General features: G+C 66.4%; 13 protein-coding genes. 5 read left to right on the forward strand and 8 right to left on the reverse strand.

Annotated elements, in window-relative coordinates; genetic code table 11:
- Window positions 1-154: 154 nt before the first annotated feature.
- Together deoC and ACKAE7_RS13790 are read left to right on the forward strand one after the other, a co-directional pair.
- The gene (gene deoC, locus ACKAE7_RS13785) at window positions 155-880 is read left to right on the forward strand and encodes a deoxyribose-phosphate aldolase (protein WP_188809245.1); all 726 of its coding nucleotides are present in this window, start codon (window positions 155-157) and stop codon (window positions 878-880) included.
- Window positions 881-930: 50 nt separating this feature from the next.
- Window positions 931-1194: a hypothetical protein gene (locus ACKAE7_RS13790; RefSeq protein WP_188809244.1), complete on the forward strand. Its 264-nt coding sequence runs from the start codon at window positions 931-933 to the stop codon at window positions 1192-1194.
- Window positions 1195-1264: 70 nt separating this feature from the next.
- Here the strand turns inward: ACKAE7_RS13790 and ACKAE7_RS13795 are convergent, their stop codons facing one another.
- Complete coding sequence (locus ACKAE7_RS13795) at window positions 1265-2080, reverse strand: metal-dependent hydrolase (protein ID WP_188809243.1); 816 nt, start codon at window positions 2078-2080, stop codon at window positions 1265-1267.
- Window positions 2081-2084: 4 nt separating this feature from the next.
- Window positions 2085-5756: a transcription-repair coupling factor gene (gene mfd / locus ACKAE7_RS13800; protein WP_190610669.1), complete on the reverse strand. Its 3672-nt coding sequence runs from the start codon at window positions 5754-5756 to the stop codon at window positions 2085-2087.
- A 291-nt stretch (window positions 5757-6047) separates the two neighbouring features.
- Between mfd and ACKAE7_RS13805 the strand changes: the two genes are divergently transcribed.
- From ACKAE7_RS13805 to ACKAE7_RS13815, 3 genes are read left to right on the forward strand one after another with little or no spacing between them, the layout of a single operon-like run.
- A complete protein-coding gene (locus ACKAE7_RS13805; protein ID WP_190610671.1) occupies window positions 6048-7556 on the forward strand; it encodes an SDR family oxidoreductase in 1509 nt (502 codons plus the stop codon).
- Between the two features lie 43 nt (window positions 7557-7599).
- Window positions 7600-8097: a DUF2505 domain-containing protein gene (locus ACKAE7_RS13810; protein ID WP_188809240.1), complete on the forward strand. Its 498-nt coding sequence runs from the start codon at window positions 7600-7602 to the stop codon at window positions 8095-8097.
- A gap of 3 nt (window positions 8098-8100) precedes the next feature.
- Window positions 8101-8322, forward strand: a complete 222-nt coding sequence (locus ACKAE7_RS13815) for an SCO4848 family membrane protein (RefSeq protein WP_188809239.1) — start codon at window positions 8101-8103, stop codon at window positions 8320-8322.
- 116 nt (window positions 8323-8438) lie between these two features.
- Here ACKAE7_RS13815 and sufU read toward each other — a convergent pair whose 3' ends face one another.
- From sufU to ACKAE7_RS13845, 6 genes are all read right to left on the reverse strand, one after another.
- Complete coding sequence (sufU, locus tag ACKAE7_RS13820) at window positions 8439-8888, reverse strand: Fe-S cluster assembly sulfur transfer protein SufU (RefSeq protein ID WP_104185331.1); 450 nt, start codon at window positions 8886-8888, stop codon at window positions 8439-8441.
- Between the two features lie 23 nt (window positions 8889-8911).
- A complete protein-coding gene (locus ACKAE7_RS13825) occupies window positions 8912-10237 on the reverse strand; it encodes a SufS family cysteine desulfurase (protein ID WP_188809238.1) in 1326 nt (441 codons plus the stop codon).
- A 473-nt stretch (window positions 10238-10710) separates the two neighbouring features.
- Complete coding sequence (locus tag ACKAE7_RS13830) at window positions 10711-13356, reverse strand: helix-turn-helix transcriptional regulator (RefSeq protein ID WP_321201376.1); 2646 nt, start codon at window positions 13354-13356, stop codon at window positions 10711-10713.
- A gap of 1 nt (window position 13357) precedes the next feature.
- Window positions 13358-16093 (reverse strand): LuxR C-terminal-related transcriptional regulator, encoded by a 2736-nt coding sequence (locus tag ACKAE7_RS13835; RefSeq protein ID WP_408979470.1) that lies wholly within the window; start codon window positions 16091-16093, stop codon window positions 13358-13360.
- Window positions 16094-16216: 123 nt separating this feature from the next.
- Window positions 16217-16807 (reverse strand): aminoacyl-tRNA hydrolase, encoded by a 591-nt coding sequence (gene pth, locus ACKAE7_RS13840; protein WP_188730268.1) that lies wholly within the window; start codon window positions 16805-16807, stop codon window positions 16217-16219.
- Between the two features lie 111 nt (window positions 16808-16918).
- Window positions 16919-17527: a 50S ribosomal protein L25/general stress protein Ctc gene (locus ACKAE7_RS13845; RefSeq protein WP_188809236.1), complete on the reverse strand. Its 609-nt coding sequence runs from the start codon at window positions 17525-17527 to the stop codon at window positions 16919-16921.
- Window positions 17528-17770: the final 243 nt, after the last annotated feature.

Raw genomic sequence — 17770 nt, forward strand, 5'->3', positions numbered from 1 at the left:
GATCTGGCTCGAGCGCCGTCCCGCTGCAGGCCGCGGCCTGACGGGAGGTCCGCCCGTCCCCGGGCGGGCGCCGATCCGGGCTGTGGCAAGATGGTTCCGAAACGAGTCACGGGCGTTACAACGCCCGGCCCACAGGCCCCTGGAGAGGACCATCATGAGCAACGAAGCCACCCCTTCCGTTCAGACAGCAGCCACCGGCGCAGAAGGTTCCGGCAGCATAGCGTCCTACATCGACCACACGCTGCTGAAGCCTGAGGCTGGGGAAACCGACGTCCTCCAGGTGTGCGCGGAAGCGGCGGAATACGGTTTCAAGTCCGTCTGCGTCAACCCCGTCTGGGTCAAAACCGTCAAGACCGCACTCCGGGGCACCGGGGTCCTCACCTGCTCAGTGGTGGGGTTTCCGCTGGGTGCCACCCCCACCGACGTCAAGACCTTCGAAGCCCGCGGCGCGGTGCTGGACGGGGCCGATGAAGTGGACATGGTCATCAACATCGCCGCTGCCAGGGCCGGGGACAAGGGCGCGCTCATCGAGGACATCTCCTCCGTGGCCGAGGCAGTGCACGCCAGCGGCGCGATCCTGAAGGTCATTATCGAAACCGCGCTGCTCACCGACAGCCAGAAGGTCACGGCCTGCGAGGCAGCCGTGGAAGCCGGCGCGGACTTTGTGAAGACCTCCACCGGGTTCAACGGCGGCGGTGCAACAGCGGAGGACATCGCCCTGATGCGCGCAACGGTGGGGCCCGGCCTGGGCGTCAAGGCCTCCGGCGGTATACGGTCCCTTGCTGATGCGCAGGCTATGATTGCAGCAGGTGCAACACGTATTGGTGCCAGCTCCGGGATTGCCATTGTGAACGGTGAACAGGGTTCATCGTCGTACTGAAGGCACCGGAAGCCGCCACAGATTGAGCCCCGCGGGGCCGAGGAGGAACTATGTCCAGCAAGATCACGGCGTCCAGCCAGGGCTCATCGTCCCACGAAGGGACCATCCAGACCCCGCAGAACGAGAACAAGCTCGGCACGAGCATCCTCCTTTTTGTCGTCATGATCGCGCTGTTCCTGGGATCCGTGTACTCGCTCTCCTTCCTGACACTGGATAACCCCTGGCCCATGGCAGTCTGCCTTGGCCTGTTTGCCCTGGCCTTCTGGATTCCGCAGAGCATCCTGGGCCGCTCGGACTCCGCCGGCGAACACTAGGCCCACATAAGCAGCTGAAACACAAAGAACCCTTGGACCGAACTGTCCAAGGGTTCTTTGTGTTTCAGGTTCAGAACCAGATGCGCGCCCACGCCACCGCGGCATCGGCCGCGCGGCCCCAGTGGGCGTTGGCCAAGGACCAGGCGGCCACGGACAGGCCCACCATGGCGTAGGCGCTCACCGGGATCAGGACAAGCCACTCGCGTTTTGACCCGGCCCGTCCCAGCAGCGGGAGGGACAGTGCCCCGTTGGGCCGCCACACCTGGCGCAGCAGCGGCACCCGGCGCAGGGGTTTCGGCGGCCTGATCACCAGGGGCCACAGCAGAGGAACACCGCCGGTGGTGACCAGGTCCCCCACGATATGGACCACAACGCCCGTCAGCATGGATACCGGAAGCCAGGTCCACTGGTCCGGCGCGAACCAGGTGACCAGGCCCGCCATGGTCAGCGCAAAGATCCAATTGCTGATGAACCCCGCCTTCGGGAACAGCTTCAAGGCCTTGGCCGCAATGTTGATCATGAACATGCACAGCAGCCCGGCGCCCACGGACAGCAGGCCCCAGTCCGTTTGCAGCTGGACCTGCCCCGCCAGCGTGGCCAGCAGGACAAAGAAGGCCGCGCCGAGGACGGAGTGCGTCCCCTGGCGGTGTCCGCCGCTGGCATTTTCAATTCCGACGGCAATCACGTTGGACAGCGGCGGCAGGGAATTCGCTACTGTGCTGTGCCGGTGGTCCCAGTCACACACCAGGGCTGTTCCCGCCGTCGCCATTCCGCCGATCAGGATCCCGGTGGCATCCAGCGGGTACCAGCCCAGCGTGTAGGGGCCTGTCGAGGCAATGGCCACCCACGCCGCGGCTCCCGACGCGGCGTGGTGTCCTCCCATCATGCGGCTATCCGCTGACTGCCGGGGCGGCGAGCGGCGCGTCGGAGAAGATGTTGCGGATGACCCCGTTGGCCCATTCCAGGATCTCCGCATCCTGCAGGTCACGCCCGCCGATCCTTGCCGTCTTCGGTTTGGGGACCAGCACGGCATCAAGCGCCGGCTTGGACTGGGACCCCGGATACATGCGATTCAGCCGCATGACTTTGGATTCCGGAAGGGTGGCCGGCGAGAACTTGATGAAGTTGCCCTGCAGGGCAACATCGGACAGGCCGGCTTCACGGGCGCCCACGCGGAAGCGGGCCACGGACACAAGGTTCTGGGCCGGCAGCGGCGGCTCTCCGTACCGGTCCACCAGTTCCGCCAGGACCTCGTCGATGGCCTCGTTGGTGAGCGCAGCGGCGAGCTTGCGGTACGCCTCCAGGCGCAGCCGCTCCCCAGGCACGTAGTCGTGCGGAAGGTGGGCGTTCACCGGCAGTTCGATCTTCATCTCTGCTGCCTTTTCCTCGGCCTCGCCGCGGAAGTCCGCCACGGCCTCGCCCACAAGGCGGATGTACAGGTCGAATCCGACGCCCTGGATGTGGCCGGACTGTTCACCGCCCAGCAGGTTGCCGGCACCGCGGATTTCCAGGTCCTTCATGGCCAGCTGCATGCCCGCGCCGAGCTCGTTGTGCGTGGCCACGGCTTTGAGCCGCTCCAGGGCCACCTCGCCCAGCGGCTTCTCCGACGGGTAGAGGAAGTAAGCGTAGGCGCGTTCCCGGCCGCGGCCCACGCGTCCGCGGAGCTGGTGCAGCTGGGACAGGCCGTACTTGTCCGCGCCGTCCACGATCAGGGTGTTGGCGTTGGAGATGTCCAGCCCGGTTTCGATGATGGTCGTGCACACCAGGACGTCAAAGCGCTTCTCCCAGAAGTCCACGATGATCTGTTCCAGGCGGCTTTCGGACATCTTGCCGTGCGCCACCTCGACCCGGGCCTCGGGCACCAGCTCACGGATCTTGGCGGCCGTCCGTTCGATGGTGGACACCCGGTTGTGGACGAAGAACACCTGGCCTTCGCGCATCAGCTCCCGGCGGATGGCGGCGGAGGTCTGTTTGTCCGTGTAGGGGCCCACGTACGTCAGGACCGGGTGCCGTTCCTCCGGCGGCGTGGCCAGGGTGGAGGTTTCCCGGATGCCGGTGAGGGACATCTCCAGGGTGCGCGGGATGGGGGTTGCGCTCATGGCGAGCACGTCCACGTTGGTGCGCATCTTCTTGAGCGCTTCCTTATGCTCCACCCCGAAGCGCTGTTCCTCGTCCACGATCACCAGGCCAAGGTCCTTGAACTCGAAATCCTTGGACAGGAGCCGGTGCGTGCCGATCACCACGTCCACGGTGCCGTTCTTGACGCCTTCCGCCGTCTCCTTGGCTTCCTTGGACGCCTGGAAACGGGAGAGCGGCTTCACGCGCAGGGGGAAGCCGGAGAACCGTTCGGTGAAGGTCTCGTAGTGCTGCTGGGCCAGCAGCGTGGTGGGCACGAGGACGGCCACCTGCTTGCCGTCCTGGACCGCCTTGAACGCGGCGCGTACCGCGATCTCCGTCTTGCCGTAGCCCACATCGCCGGAGACCAGCCGGTCCATGGGGATCTCGCGCTCCATGTCGGCCTTGACCTCGTTGATGGTGGTCAGCTGGTCCGGGGTCTCCACGTAGGGGAAGGCTTCCTCCAGCTCGCGCTGCCAGGGGGTGTCAGGCCCGAATGCGTGCCCGCGGGATGCCATCCGGGCAGAGTACAGCCGGATGAGCTCCCCGGCGATCTCCTTGACGGCCTTGCGCGCCTTGGACTTGGTGCTGGCCCAGTCCGCGCCGCCCATCTTGCTCAGGACGGGGGTATCCCCGCCCACGTAGCGGGTCACCTGGTCCAGCTGGTCCGTGGGAACGAAGAGCCGGTCCCCCGGCGCGCCGCGCTTGGACGGTGCATACTCCAGCACCAGGTACTCGCGCACCCCGTCACCGCCACCGGCGACCTTCCTCTGGATCAATTCCACGAACTTTCCAATGCCATGCTGTTCGTGGACCACGTGGTCCCCGGCCACGAGCTGCAGCGGGTCCACCGCGTTCCGCCGCTTAGAAGGCATCCGGCGCATGTCCTTGGTGGATCCGGCGGAGGTGCGCCCCAGCAGGTCGGCTTCGGTGAGCAGGCCCAGTTTGAGGCCGTCCAGGACAAAACCGCGTCCGACGGCGGCAGTGGTCACCTCGATGATGCCCGCCTGGGGCTCGTGGTCCAGGCTGTCCACCCGGGCGCAGGGGATGTCGTTCTCGTGGAACAGCTCCGCCAGGCGCTGGGCGGGCCCGGGGCCTTCAGTGGCGACGACGATCCGCCACTGGTCCCGGACGTGGGAACCGATGAAGTCCATCATCTCGGCCACATCGCCCTGGTAGCCCCGCGGTTCCCTGGCATGCAGGTTCAGGACGTCAATATCCGGGAGCAGTTCCTCGTCCTGCGCCAGCGACGTGATGGACCACCAGGAGACCCCGTGCTCCAGGGAGGAGGTGCGCGTTTCCGTGAGGGACCGGAAGCTGGCGGAGTGGAGCGCGGCACTCGCCTGCGAGGTCAGGTCCAAAGGCGCCGTGCCGCCGTCGGACGCGGTGGACCAGGCCGCTTCGAGGAACTCCTCGTTGGTGGCCGCGAGGTCGTGGGCGCGGGTGCGGACTTTCTCGGGTTCAATGATGACCGAGATGGAACCCGCAGGCAGTTGCTCCACGAACGGGACCATGGCGTCCACCAGCACCGGAGCCAGGGATTCCATGCCCTCCACGGCGATCCCGCCGGCGATCTTTTCAAGCATGTCTGCCGCTGCCGGGAGCTGCGCCTTGAGGGTGGCTGCCCGGGACATCACGGACGGGGTGATGAGGATTTCGCGGCAGGGCGGCGCGTGCAGCTCGGTGGGGTGGTGCAGGCCGGGCGAGGACAGCGAGCGCTGGTCTGCCACGGCGAACCAGCGCATCTGGTCCACTTCGTCGCCAAAGAATTCCACGCGGATGGGGTGGTCCTCGGTGGGCGGAAAGACGTCGATGATCCCGCCGCGGACGGCAAATTCACCGCGGTGCGTCACCATGTCCACCCGGGCGTAGGCTGCGTCGGAGAGGCTCCGCACCACCTCGGTGAAGGGCCGTTCCTGGCCCACCTTCAAGGTAACCGGGACGAGCTCGCCCAGGCCTGCAACCACCGGCTGGACCACGGCGCGGACGGGAGCCACCACAATCCGGACTGGGCCCACCGTCGACGTTTCCGGATGCGCCAGCCTGCGAAGCACTGAGAGTCGCCGGCCCACAGTGTCTGAACGGGGCGAGAGGCGCTCGTGCGGCAGGGTCTCCCAGCTGGGAAACTCGGCCACGCAGTCGGCCGGCAGGTATGCCCGCAGCGCTGCCGTCAGGTCCTCAGCCTCACGGCCGGTCGCGGTGACGGCCAGAACCACACCGGACCCGCCGGCGTCGTCCGCTGTGCCGGCTGCGGCTATGCCGTCCGCCATCTCAGCAAGAAGCACAGCCCTCAGCCCGGCGGGTGCGCTGATCTGGTAATCCTGGCCGCGGACCGCGAAGCCGCGGGCAGCCTCGGCGCGGACGCGCGCGAAGGTCTGGTCCGCGGCGAGTGTGCGGCGGAGTCCGTCCAGGGACGGACCGTGATTGGACGGGCCGGGAAGGCTCATGGCAGAAGCTCCTGTGGTGTTACGGAAAAAGCAGGCAACGCGAAAACCCGAAATTCGCTGCGAATCCCGGGTAAACCCAGCCTACCGCGCAGCTCCGACAATGCGTGGCTGGCACAAAACCAGCGCGCTGGAACAGGGCTGGCACCCTGGCGCGGGACTGGCAACCTGGCGCAGGGCTAGGCTGGCAGTGACGGACGAGGCCGGCAGCTGATGCCGGCAACAGTCTTCGCAGGCAGCAGCCGTCCAGACCGCGGGCCGCTCCGAATGGCCTGTGGACGATAAGGAGCCACCATGACTGAAACCAGCAGCACCCCGCGGACACCCAAGACCGTTTTGGTCACCGGAGCCACCGGCTACATCGGGGGCCGGCTTGTGCCCAAGCTCCTGGAGGCCGGCCACACGGTGAAGGTCCTGGTGCGCTCCCCTGACAAAATCGCCGGAGTGCCGTGGCGGGACCACGTGGAGGTCGTCGAAAGCAGCCTTGACGACGGCGCAGCGCTCCGGGAGGCGCTGGACGGCGTCGACGTCTTCTACTACCTGGTGCATTCCATGGCGGCCGGGTCAGGCTTTGAAACCAAGGAGCAGGCCATGGCCCGGACGGCGGCCGAGGCCGCTGCGGCCGCGGGAGTCGGCAGGATTGTCTACCTCGGCGGGCTGCACCCCACGGGAGTCGAACTGTCCACGCACATGCGCTCCCGCGAAGCGGTGGGGAAAGTCTTCCTGGACAGCCCCGTGGACGCCATCGTGTTCCAGGCCGGCGTGGTGATCGGCTCAGGCTCGGCGTCTTTCGAAATGATCCGCCACCTCTCCGAGACGCTGCCGCTCATGCCGGCACCCAGCTGGGTCCGCAACCGGATCGAAGCCATCGCGGTGCGGGACGTCCTGTACTACCTTGTCTCGGCGGCGTCCCTTGAGGGGCCCATCAACCGCACGTTCGACATCGGCTGCCGGCAGGTCCTCACCTACGCCGGCATGATGAAGGAATACGCGGCCGAGGCCGGGCTCCCCTACCGGGTGGTGCTGGCGCTGCCCGTCCCGGCGCCCAAGCTTGCCGGCATGTGGGTTGCCCTGACCACCCCCATCCCGTTATCCATGGCCGTACCGCTGGTCCAGTCGCTCCAGCACGATGCCGTGTCCGACGAGCACGACATCGACCAGTTCATCCCGCAGCCCGAGGGAGGACTGACCACCTACCGCACCGCCGTCGCCCTGGCCCTCGGCAAGGAACGCGACGGCCAGGTGCAAACAACGTGGGCCAATGCCGGGGCTGCTTCCGATCCCCTGCCCAGCGACCCCGAGTGGGCCGGGCACAAGGTCTACATCGACGAGCGGACCTTCCACGGCGACGTGGACCCTGCCCACGTGTGGACAGTGATCGAAGGCATCGGCGGGCGGAACGGCTGGTACTCCCTCCCCTTGGCATGGCAGGTGCGCGGCTGGCTGGACAAGCTGACCGGGGGCGCCGGGCTCCTGCGCGGGCGGCGGCATCCCCACACCCTGGCCACCGGGGAGGTTGTTGACTGGTGGCGTGTGGAACGGATCGACCGCGGGAAGCTGCTGCGGCTGCGGGCCGAGATGCGGGCTCCGGGGCGTGCCTGGCTGGAGCTCTCCGTGGAGCCTGACGGGGCCGGGAGCCGCTACCGCCAGCGTGCCATCTTCTTCCCCAAAGGGCTCAGCGGAAGGCTGTACTGGCTGGCCGTGCTTCCCTTCCACAGCCTGATCTTCCCGGCCATGGCACGGAACATCACCACCGCTGCCCAAAAGATCGCGGATGCGGAGCACGCAGAGCAAAGCCCGTAGGATGTGTGGAGTTAAAACCGTTCCGCACGTCCCAGGAGGACACATGGCCCTGAGCGCAACCACCACCCTTCCGCACTCCGTCGACAACGTGGCAGCTGTCCTGGTGAACGAGGACTTCCAGCGCCACGTCAGCCAGCTCGTGGGCGGCTCACTGGAGTCCTTCACCGTGGAGGGAGACGTTGCCGGAGCCTTCAGCGCCACTTCCGTGCGGACCCTGCCCACCACCCGCCTCCCCGAGATCGCCCGTAAGTTCGTGGGTGAGCAGCTCAAGGTCACCCAGGTGGAAAACTGGGACGCTCCGGCTGCGGACGGCTCCCGCCAGAGCAACATCTCGCTGAAGATTTCCGGCGCACCCGTTGACGTCACCGCCGTGCAGCGGCTCGTGGCTGCCGACGGCGGCACCCGCGTTGAGCTTGAAGGCGCAGTAAAGTCCTCGGTGCCGTTCCTTGGCGGGAAGATTGCTGACGCCGCTGAGCCGATGGTGGCAAAGGCCCTGAACCTGCAGGCCAAGCAGGCACAGGCCTGGCTGGAAAGCCACTAACCCGTGGAACTGCCGGTTTTCGCCTCACTGGTCCTCATCATTGCGGGAGTCTGGTCCCTGGTGGTCTGGCCGCAGTTCCTGCGCCGGGTCATGAAGGATCCGCGCGCCCGGAACTCCGCTGGCAAGGCCACCAGGTTCCTGACCGTCCATGTGGTGCTGGTGAGCATCTCCATGGTGCTTGGCGCCGCCACTGCCGTCATCGGCGTCATGGCGATGGCCGGCTGAACGGGCCTGCCGGCAGTAACCGCACTGCAATCTTAAAGTGCATGATGTAAGGCCCTCGTCCCGTCGGGAGGAGGGCCTTTTGTTGTCCCAGGGAACCCCGAGGAGGGACTCCGGGCTCAGGCGGCCTGGTTGAGTGCGTCCTCCGCGGCAACCCAGGAAATCATGGCGCACTTGACCCGGGCCGCATAGCGGGCAACGCCTTCGAACGCCGCAGCGTCCCCCAGCAGGTCAGGATCCGCGGAGACTTTCCCGCGTGAGCGCAGGACTTCGCGGAAGCTGTCGATGGCCTGGTGCAGCTCCGCCACCGTCATGCCCTCGGCCAGTTCACTGAGCACCGATGCGGACGCCATGGAGATGGAGCAGCCCGCCCCGTCCCACGAAACCTGGGCCACTTTTCCGTCCTCGACGGCGACCCTCAGGGTGACTTCGTCCCCGCACACCGGGTTGAGCTGGTGCGACTGGCCGGTGTTCGCGCCCTCGGGCGCCGCTGTCCCCGCAAGGCCGCTGCCGTGCCGGGCCTTGGAATGGTCCAGGATGATCTGCTGGTACAGCTGGTCAAGGCTCATGGTGTTACCTTCGGTCTTCCCTGCTATGCGCGGAAATAGGCCCGCACGCCGGCGACGGCATCCAGGAACTGGTCGACGTCGTGCGTTGTGTTGTACAGGTAGGCGCTTGCCCTGGTGGTGGCCGTCAATCCCAGCCGGCGATGCAGGGGCTGGGCGCAGTGGTGGCCAACGCGCACGGCAATTCCCTTCGAGTCCAGGAACTGCCCCACGTCATGGGCATGGACACCCTCGACATCGAAGGCGGCAAGACCGATCCGTTCCTGTCCGGCGGCCGGACCCAGGACCCGGATCCCCGGGATGGACTCCAGTCCGGCAACCATGCGTTGGCCGAGCCCGGCTTCCCACTGGTGGATCCGGTCCAGGCCCGTTTCCGTGAGGTAGTTCGCCGCCGCCGCAAGAGCCACCGCCTGGGAAATCCTCTGCGTACCGGCTTCGAAGCGCTGGGGTGCGGGAAGGTACTCAGCCCGTTCCATGGTGACGGTGGTGATCATGGAGCCGCCGGTGAGGAAGGGCGGCAGGATGTCCAGCAGTTCCTGTTTCCCGTACAGCACCCCGATTCCTGTGGGGGCAAGCATCTTATGGCCGGAGAAGACAGCAAAGTCGACATCGAGTCCCTTGACGTCCAGAGGCAGGTGCGGGGCTGACTGGCACGCGTCCAGGACCACCAGCGCGCCGGCTTTCCGGGCCAGCCCGACAAGCTCTGCGACGGGGGTGATGGTCCCCAGGACATTTGAAGCGTGGGTGAACGCCAGCACCCGGGTACGGCTCCCGATGATGCCACCGGCCAGGTCCATGCGGAGTGATCCGGCGTCGTCGATGGGGATGTAGCGCAGGGTGGCGCCGGTGCGGAAGGCCAGTTCCTGCCAGGGAATCAGGTTGGCGTGGTGCTCCATTTCCGTCACCACAATTTCATCGCCCGGGTTCAGGGCAAGCTCTTTGAGCCCCGCGTCACCCCGGCCCTGGGCGGCCCACAAGCCGGCGTTGGACAAGGCATAGCTGATCAGGTTCAGGCCCTCGGTGGCGTTCGAGGTCCAGATGGTTTCCGCGTAGTCAGCGCCGATGAAGTCAGCGATGGTCTGCCGGGCATCCTCAAACACCTCGGTGGCCTCCACTGCGAGATGGTGGGCGCCACGGTGCACCGCGGCATTGCGCTGCTCATAGAATTCCTGCTCGGCTTCAATGACGCTCAGGGGGTTCTGGGAGGTGGCCCCGGAATCGAGGTAGACCAGCGGCTGGCCATTGACCAGCTGGTTCAGGACCGGGAAGTCATTGCGGATACGGAGGACCTCGGCGTTATCCATGACCGGCAGGGCGCGCTCCAGCGTGGGCGGCGTTGATACTACGGCCAAGACGTACTCCTTGAGATGCCAACCAGGACACTCAATTGTCCCACAGCACGGCTGTGGCGGCCGCCCGGGAGGGGCAGCCGCCACGTCCGCTCCGGGCTTCAGCCCCGCGGATTGGAGGGCCGGCGACGGCTGGGGGGAGAGTCTCGGTCTCAGAAGACTCTGACGTCGCCGGCCCCGTCTGGCCCGGTCACCGTGACCGGAAGCTTGCGAGACCTTGAACTTCTCAGGCGAGGGTTTGCGGCCTGTGTACCGGCCGCTTCCTTCACCTCTTTAAGTAAAGCCTGCGGGGCCCGGACGTACACGAGTAGGCAGTACTCGAATTCCATGACCGGGTACTACCGGGAACGGGGGCTGATACCCGGTAGGCATGCTTCCAACCGTGGGCGGGCGCCACGAGCAAACGCGGAAAGGGCAGGAGGACGCCCGGCTGCGTCCACTGGAGCAGCCTGGAGGCGTCGATGTCCGGGTGCCGGCTACTTGGGAAGTGCCGAGTCCAGCTCGTCCCGGCTGCGTACGCCCAGCTTCACGTAGGTGCGGTACAGGTGCCCCTCCACTGTCCTGACGGAGACCATCAGGCGCTGGGCGATCTCGCGGTCCGTGAGGCCCTGTACGGCGAGCTCAACGATGTCCTGTTCACGGCGGGTGAGATGGACCGCGGGGGCCGCCGCAATGAACCGGCCTTCCCGGAACCGCTCGCCGAGTTCGTGGTCACACTTCTCGCGCTGGGCGACTGCCTGCCTGGACCGCCGCCGCTCCCCTGCTTGGTCCAGCACCGTGCTGGCGCGGGCATAGGCCTCACGGGCGAGGTTGACGAAGCCGGATTCCTCCAGCGCCGCGGCAGTTTCCATCAGGGTATCCCCGTCAGCGGCCTCCCAGTCGGCGGCCAGCTTCAGCAGTGCAGCTGCCCAGCGGCCCTCCACGGCGCGGGCCGCGTTGTGCACCATGGGGATTACCGAGGCATCGCCCAGGTCCCAGCACAGGGACAGGAGCTCCAGCAGGGTGCCGGCCCTTGACGAGGCCTCCGTGGTGGTCACCAGGGTGTGCAGCGCCGCAAGGCCCTTGCCGTCGCGGGCCAGGTATTCTGAGGCGGCGGCACCGTAGGCGTCTGCCAGGAACTCATGGGCGGGGCCTCCTGCCACCGCGTCTTTGCAGTCCTGCTCCAGCCGCTTTGCCTGGGCAGTGTCGCCGAGCCGTGCGGCGACGTAGAAGCCGAGGGCCGAACCGAAGCGGAACAGCTGCAGTGGATCGCTAAGCCTGAGGGCTTCCACCGCGGGCAGTAGCAGCTGGTAGGCCCGCTCCATCCGGCCTTGCCGCAGCATTGAATAGCCGCGCAGCACCTGCAGGCTGCCGTTAAACGTCCCGGCTGCGGCAGCATGTCCTGCCGCATAGTTTTCGAGTTCCCGCTCGGCGGATTCCCACTCGCCCATGGCAAGGTAGTCAATGACCAGCCGCCCCAGGACGAACTCGGAGTAGAAGAACAGGTCGTCTTCCAGCGTCGGCAGCTCCGACGCGGCAAGGAGCGCGGAGTCCAGACCTTCCGAGGCCCGTCCGGCCGAGGCAAGGGCGTGCGCCAGGAGCGCCTCGCCGATGGCCTTCAAAGGTTCGCCGGCGTTTCCCGTGGAGCTGCGGTTCCTGATATCCGCAACACGGCTGCACAGCGCCTGCACGTTGACGTCCGCACCGGACTGCAGCAGCTGCAACAGCTCTTCCTGCCCCGTCCGTATTGCCTCCGGCAACCCTTGGCGGCGCTCCCGAACGTCCTCCGCCAGGTCAGCCAAAGGGCGGCCAGTCGCCTGGTGGGCTGAGGTCCACAGCAACAGGACCGACGTGCCGTGGGGGTCTTCGGCCAGCTGCAGCCAGCTGCCATCAAGCAGTGCGGCAGCTTCTGCGTAGGCGCCCTCGTTATACAGGGCGCGCGCTTGCACGGCGTGCCCAAGGTGGACAAGTCCAGGGTCCTGCACCTTGGCAGCAATGGACCGGGCGCTGTAGTTCCGGAAGCGGGCCAGTGCCTCGCGTGCGGCGTCCAGCATGTCGGCGTCGGACACCCGCAGGCCGCATTCAAGGGACCATTCCACAAACCGCAGCCGGCCTTCCCCGCGGAGGCTTGAAGGGTCCTGGTGCTCCCGGATTTTCTCCAGAAGCTGCAGGCTCCGGGACACGGAAATGGTGTTCCTGATGGCCTTTGCGAACAGCCCGTTCCAGATGGTGAGTTCGGAGGGGACGCCGGAGTTTTCGACAACCATCTGCTGGTCCAGCAGGGAGCGGACAACTGCCGCCCCGCAAATGTCTTCGATCACTTTCCGGCCCACGGGTCCGGCCAGTGCGATGAATTTCAGGGCTTCCTGTTCCTCCGCCCGCCGCCGGAGGTGATCCTTGGTGACCACGGCCGTAAGGCGTACACCGTCCGTCGGCAAGGAGCCCAGCAGGACCCAGATTCCGTTCCGTTTTGCCAGGATCCCGGACTCCGCGGCGTCATGCAGCAGGGCATCCAGGACGCGCGGGTTGCCTCCGGAGGCGCTCCAGACGGCGTCCACGGTGGCGTCAGGGACGGTGCCGTCCAGGACATGGGCAAGGACTTCCTCGATCTGTTCCCGGTTCAGCGGACGCAGGTCCACGCGTTCGGCCAGGCCGTCGTACCAGAGCTGGTCCAGCGGCTGTGGCAGGCCTGGCCGCGGCCTCGCCGCCGCCACCACTGTCGCCCAACCTGCTGAAATCAGCTCCGCCACCACGCCGGCAGAATCCTCGTCCAGGTAGTGCGCATCATCAACGATGAGCAGGACGGGCGCCCCGTTGCCGGCTTTCACTTCCTCGAAATAGCTCCACATGGACCGCAGGACGGCGACAGGAGAGACCGAATCCTCGGCGGTCAGGTCACCGGTGAATGGAGTCAGGACACCGAAAGGGACCGCAGCGAGGGCGGTACTGCCGTGCATCTGCAGCACATTCATTTCCCCGGTAAGACGCTCGGAAATGGCCTCAGTGAGGGAGGATTTTCCAATGCCGGGCCCCGCCATAATAAAAACAGCCTGGCTGGCACGGTTCCGGACAATGTTGCAGATCCGGTCAAGCGGCTCTTTCCGCCCCGTGAGGAAACGCTGCGCGGTGTTGGGCTTGTGCACGTTAGACGAGTCCAGTCAGATCACCCCTGGAAGTAACGCCGAGTTTGGTGAAGACCTGGTAGAGGTGGCCTTCCACGGTACGGACTGAGACGCCCATCTCCAGGGCGATGTCGCGGTTCGAAGCGCCGCGTCCTGCCAGCCGGGCAATCTGGCGTTCCCGGCTGGTCAGCAGCGGGCTTCCGCTGCTGGGCACGATGGGAAGGTTGGCCACGGTGGCGGCCAGGATATCGAGCCGGGCCTGGGCTGTCCGTGCCGTGAGCGAGTCGCCGTCCTGGCGTGCGAAATCCACGGCCAGGGCCATGCACCTTGCTTCCACGGCATCCAGCTCCAGGGTGGCGGCAAGCTCGCCGCCCGCGAGGAGGGTCTTGGCGTCCTTGGTCCTGGTGCCGACGGCGATCAGCCGGGAGATCTCTGCCAGCGGACCCTGGCGGTGGCCCGCAATCTCCTCCAGCAGGCGGAAGTCCGCGTCACTGCCGTTCACGGTGGCCGCGAGAAGGTTGATCCCGGCCAGGGTGAAGCGCCCTGCCTCCATGTCCCTGCGGGCGGACTGTTTGAGCCCGGCAACGGCGTCGGGATCGCCCAGCCAGCGGCCCGCCACAAGGGCGCAGAATTCCGCCATGCTCCCGGCAATGAAGCTGGAGTTTCCGGACGTCCTCTGAAGTTTGCCCAGGTATTTGCGTGCCTGCGCGGCATTGCCGGTCTGGGCATGGGCCAGTGCAATGGCTGCGTAGGCGCAGCGGAGTGCCGCCTGGACAGGTTGGAGCTCCAGCTGTGCTGCCGCGGAGATCAGGGGGTCCAAGGCAGCGGCGCCACGGCCCGAATAGACATAGGCGATGCCGGCCGCAAGCTCCGTCGCGGCGCTCCGGAAGGGAAGGCTGTGCGGTTCGTCCGTGGCCTGCGGACCCAGGAGGTCGATGCACCGCCGCCACTGCCCCGCGGTCAGCAGCACCAGATAGGCTTCCTTGGTGTACCGTTCGCGCAGGCCGACGATATGGGAGGCGTCACTGATCTGGCCTCCCAGCTGCCGCATGACGCTGAGCGCATCCATTTCCCGCCCTGTCATGGCCAGCGCGGTCATCAGCAGGATGGCTGCATTCATACGGTGCCCGGTATCCGGATTCACAGCCGGATCCGAGGCTTTTTCAAGGGCCGGGATGATGGCGGCGTAGTCGCCCACGAAGGCCCGGTATTCGAACTCGCTCAGTGCCACGCGGTTGGCCGCCGCAGCAGCAGGCTCAGGCCACGCCGTGCGGCTCGGCGCCTGCTCAAGGCGCTGCCGGGCTTTCGCAAGCAGGTCCGGCACCTTGGCAGCTGCTTCCGGAAGCCACATCATGACGTGTGACTTGGCGGCTATGACGTGGGAGTACTCCTCAACATCGAGGCCGTCAAGCTCAGGCTCCGAGATGTCATCAAGTGCGGCCATGGCCTGGACGGGCATGTCCAGCTGGAGGTAGGCGGCGGCTTTCTGGCGCTGGCCGGCCACCCATTCCCTGTCCGTCCGGCGAAGCATCTCCGCGTAGGTCAGGGCGAACCGCGGGTCGAACAGCTGGACGGCAGCGTCGGCAGCCGCGAGTGCAAGGGCGGGACTCAGGTCCGCCTCGCACTCGTGGGTCCAGGCGGCGAAAGCCATCAGTTCCTCAACCGTCATCCCGCCAGGATCGGGTTCCGTGCCGCCCAGGAGCACGCTCCGCAGCTCCCTGCGCCGGGCTATGCTCAGCCAGGTGCGAACCACATCCCCAATGTACTTTTCGCGCAACGACACCCAGCGGTGGTCTGAGGCGTCGATCTCCAGCAACCCGCCGTCTTCCATGTCCGCCACAACTTCGGCGCTGTAGATGGCAGTAAGCCTTGAGAGTTCCACCCGGCGCGCGCAGGACAGCATCTCGATGACTTCCCGGGTTTCGGGCGTCTCCCTGGACCAGCGGGAGCGGACGATGTCGTCGAGGCTGGCCGCGCCATCGAGCACCACTTTGTCCCGCAGCGTCCAGACGGAGTCGGACAGGACGAGGTTCCCGGACAGCTGCTGTTCGGTGACGAGCGCCTTCAGCAACAGCGGGTTGCCGCCCACCATGTGGTGGTAGGTGCCCACCAGGGATGCCGACACCCGGTGGCCCAGGAGGGACAACAGGACCTGGCGGGTCTGCAGCTCGTTGAGGTTGCTGAGCCGGACTTCAGCGAGGCGCCGGTCCGTCAGCAGCCAGTGGAAGTCCGCCGGCAGGTCACTGATCTTGGGCGCCACGGCAATGATCTTCGCCGTGCCGGTCAGGAGTACGTTCAGCAGTACCCCCGCGCTCATCTCGTCAATGCTTCCGCAGGTGTCCAGGGTGATCACGCAGGGGCGGCCGGCCGCATCGCTGCGGATCAGGGAGGTGATGCCGCGCAGTATTGCCGTGGGAGAGCCCATGTAGGCCTGCGGAAGCCGTGCGAGGAGGAAGGAAAGGCAGCCGTACGGCGTGCTGGAACCGGCCGGACCGCTGCGGAGTTGCAGCGACCACACGTCCGGGCCCAGGTCCATGACCGCTGCCCGGGCCAGCGAGGACTTCCCCACGCCGCGTCCCCCGGTGATCACCACGCCGAGGGAATCGGCGCTGGTGAGGGCCGTGCGGACCGATTCGAGGTTTGCGCCCCGGGCAGGGGCAGACCACAGCTGACCCTCCCGCTTGCCGGAGGCATCCCTGTTCAGCCCAACGTCGTGGGGTGTTGACCCACGTCCCCAGCTGAGTGGCTCGATTGACATGAACTTTTCCCCTACATCCCCGCGATAGCGGGATGTAGCCCCATTGCTCCCCCGCATAGGAAGAAGACTACCCCGGTGCACAGACAACGAGACAGGGCAAAGGGCCTTTAAGTTTTCATGTTGCTAGCGTTCGGACTTCGCGGGGTGGAACTTCTGCTGCGCCGCGGTCAGGCCATCACGGACCAGGATCTCCACTGCGTCCGCTGCTTCGTCCAGTAGGAAGGGGAGTTCCTTGAGCTCGGCAGTGCCGAAGTCACGCAGGACATAGTCGGCCGTTTCCATGCGCCCGGGCGGCCGCCCCACCCCTACCCTGACGCGGAGGTAGTCCTTGGTGGCCAAGGCCTTGGAGATGTCCCGCAGCCCGTTGTGGCCGCCCTCTCCCCCGCCGATCTTGAGCTTTACCGTATTAAACGGAATGTCGATTTCGTCATGGACTGCCACCACATGGTCAGGGGCAATGCCATAGAAGTTCGCCAGCGCGGCGGCAGGGCCGCCGGAAACATTCATGTAGCTCATCGGTTTTGCCAGCACCACGCGTGGTCCGCCAATGCCCAGGCGTCCTTCGAGCACCTGGGCGCGGGCCTTGTGGCTCTTGAAACCGGCACCCATCCGGCCGGCGAGTTCGTCGAGCACCATCTGGCCAACATTGTGCCTGTTGCCTTGGTACTGCGCTCCCGGGTTTCCGAGGCCAATGATGAGCCAGGTATCAGTCATGAATCAATCCTAGGGTGGGGGTTTGCCGCGCCCGGCACCGGTGAAGGGCACTAGACATGCCAGTGGCCGGACCCCCACAGGGATCCGGCCACTGGCGGGGAACGAGGCTGATTACTCGGCTGCTGCTTCCTCGGAGACTGCAGTAGCCTCTTCGGTGCCCTCGCCGGCTTCTTCTTCGGCGATCTCGATAGCTTCCGAGATGTTCACCACGAGAGCCTCGGGGTCGGTGAGCAGAACGGAGCCCTTCGGCAGCACCAGGTCGGAAGCGTGGATGTGCTCGCCGGCTGCGCGGCCTTCGATGCTGACCTCAACGGACTCCGGCAGGTGGGTGGCCTCGGCCTCGAGGGACACGACGGTGAGCTCGAGGTTGTGCACGGTGCCGGGTGCGGTTTCGCCGGAAACGTGGACGGCAACGTCAACCGTGACCTTTTCGCCCTGGCGGACGGTCAGGAGGTCGATGTGCTCGATGATCTGCTTGATGGGATCGCGCTGGACGTCCTTCACCAGGGCCAGGTGGCCTTCACCGTTGATGTCCAGGGACAGCAGGGCGTTGGCGGTGCGGACAGCCAGGGTGGTGGCCTTCGCCGGCAGGGTGATGTGGATGGGGTCTGCGCCGTGGCCGTAGATGACAGCGGGGATGAGGTTGGCCATCCGCGCGCGGCGGGCGTAGCCCTTGCCGAATTCGGTGCGTACTTCTGCTGCGAGCTTCTGCTCAGACATGGAAATCTCCTTGAAAACTAAACGGTGTTCAGCAAGGGCGGAGGTCTGTCGCGACCTTCAACGCCAGGCGGCCGGAGCCATGCCCATCTTCGAAGGGAGATTCAGACCCAGTCGATAACGGAGACCTGCGCTCCGGTGACCGTGAACGGTGACCGGCGCTCTCCCTCGCCAAGGTATCGCTGACAAGCCTACCAGCGCCGGTCACGTTTACTGAAAACGGGACCGGCGCCGCGGCGGGCCTGC

The sequence above is a fragment of the Pseudarthrobacter sp. NKDBFgelt genome, assembly GCF_046097905.1.
Classification (GTDB): Bacteria; Actinomycetota; Actinomycetes; order Actinomycetales; family Micrococcaceae; genus Arthrobacter; species Arthrobacter polychromogenes.

Bases quoted from the DNA above. Each gene is read 5' to 3' on its own strand.
- sufU (WP_104185331.1), bottom strand. From the start codon at position 8,888: ATGAGCCTTGACCAGCTGTACCAGCAGATCATCCTGGACCATTCCAAG.
- ACKAE7_RS13845 (WP_188809236.1), bottom strand. From the start codon at position 17,527: ATGTCTGAGCAGAAGCTCGCAGCAGAAGTACGCACCGAATTCGGCAAG.
- ACKAE7_RS13795 (WP_188809243.1), bottom strand. From the start codon at position 2,080: ATGATGGGAGGACACCACGCCGCGTCGGGAGCCGCGGCGTGGGTGGCC.
- ACKAE7_RS13810 (WP_188809240.1), top strand. From the start codon at position 7,600: ATGGCCCTGAGCGCAACCACCACCCTTCCGCACTCCGTCGACAACGTG.
- ACKAE7_RS13835 (WP_408979470.1), bottom strand. From the start codon at position 16,093: ATGTCAATCGAGCCACTCAGCTGGGGACGTGGGTCAACACCCCACGAC.
- ACKAE7_RS13805 (WP_190610671.1), top strand. From the start codon at position 6,048: ATGACTGAAACCAGCAGCACCCCGCGGACACCCAAGACCGTTTTGGTC.
- mfd (WP_190610669.1), bottom strand. From the start codon at position 5,756: ATGAGCCTTCCCGGCCCGTCCAATCACGGTCCGTCCCTGGACGGACTC.
- ACKAE7_RS13790 (WP_188809244.1), top strand. From the start codon at position 931: ATGTCCAGCAAGATCACGGCGTCCAGCCAGGGCTCATCGTCCCACGAA.
- deoC (WP_188809245.1), top strand. From the start codon at position 155: ATGAGCAACGAAGCCACCCCTTCCGTTCAGACAGCAGCCACCGGCGCA.
- pth (WP_188730268.1), bottom strand. From the start codon at position 16,807: ATGACTGATACCTGGCTCATCATTGGCCTCGGAAACCCGGGAGCGCAG.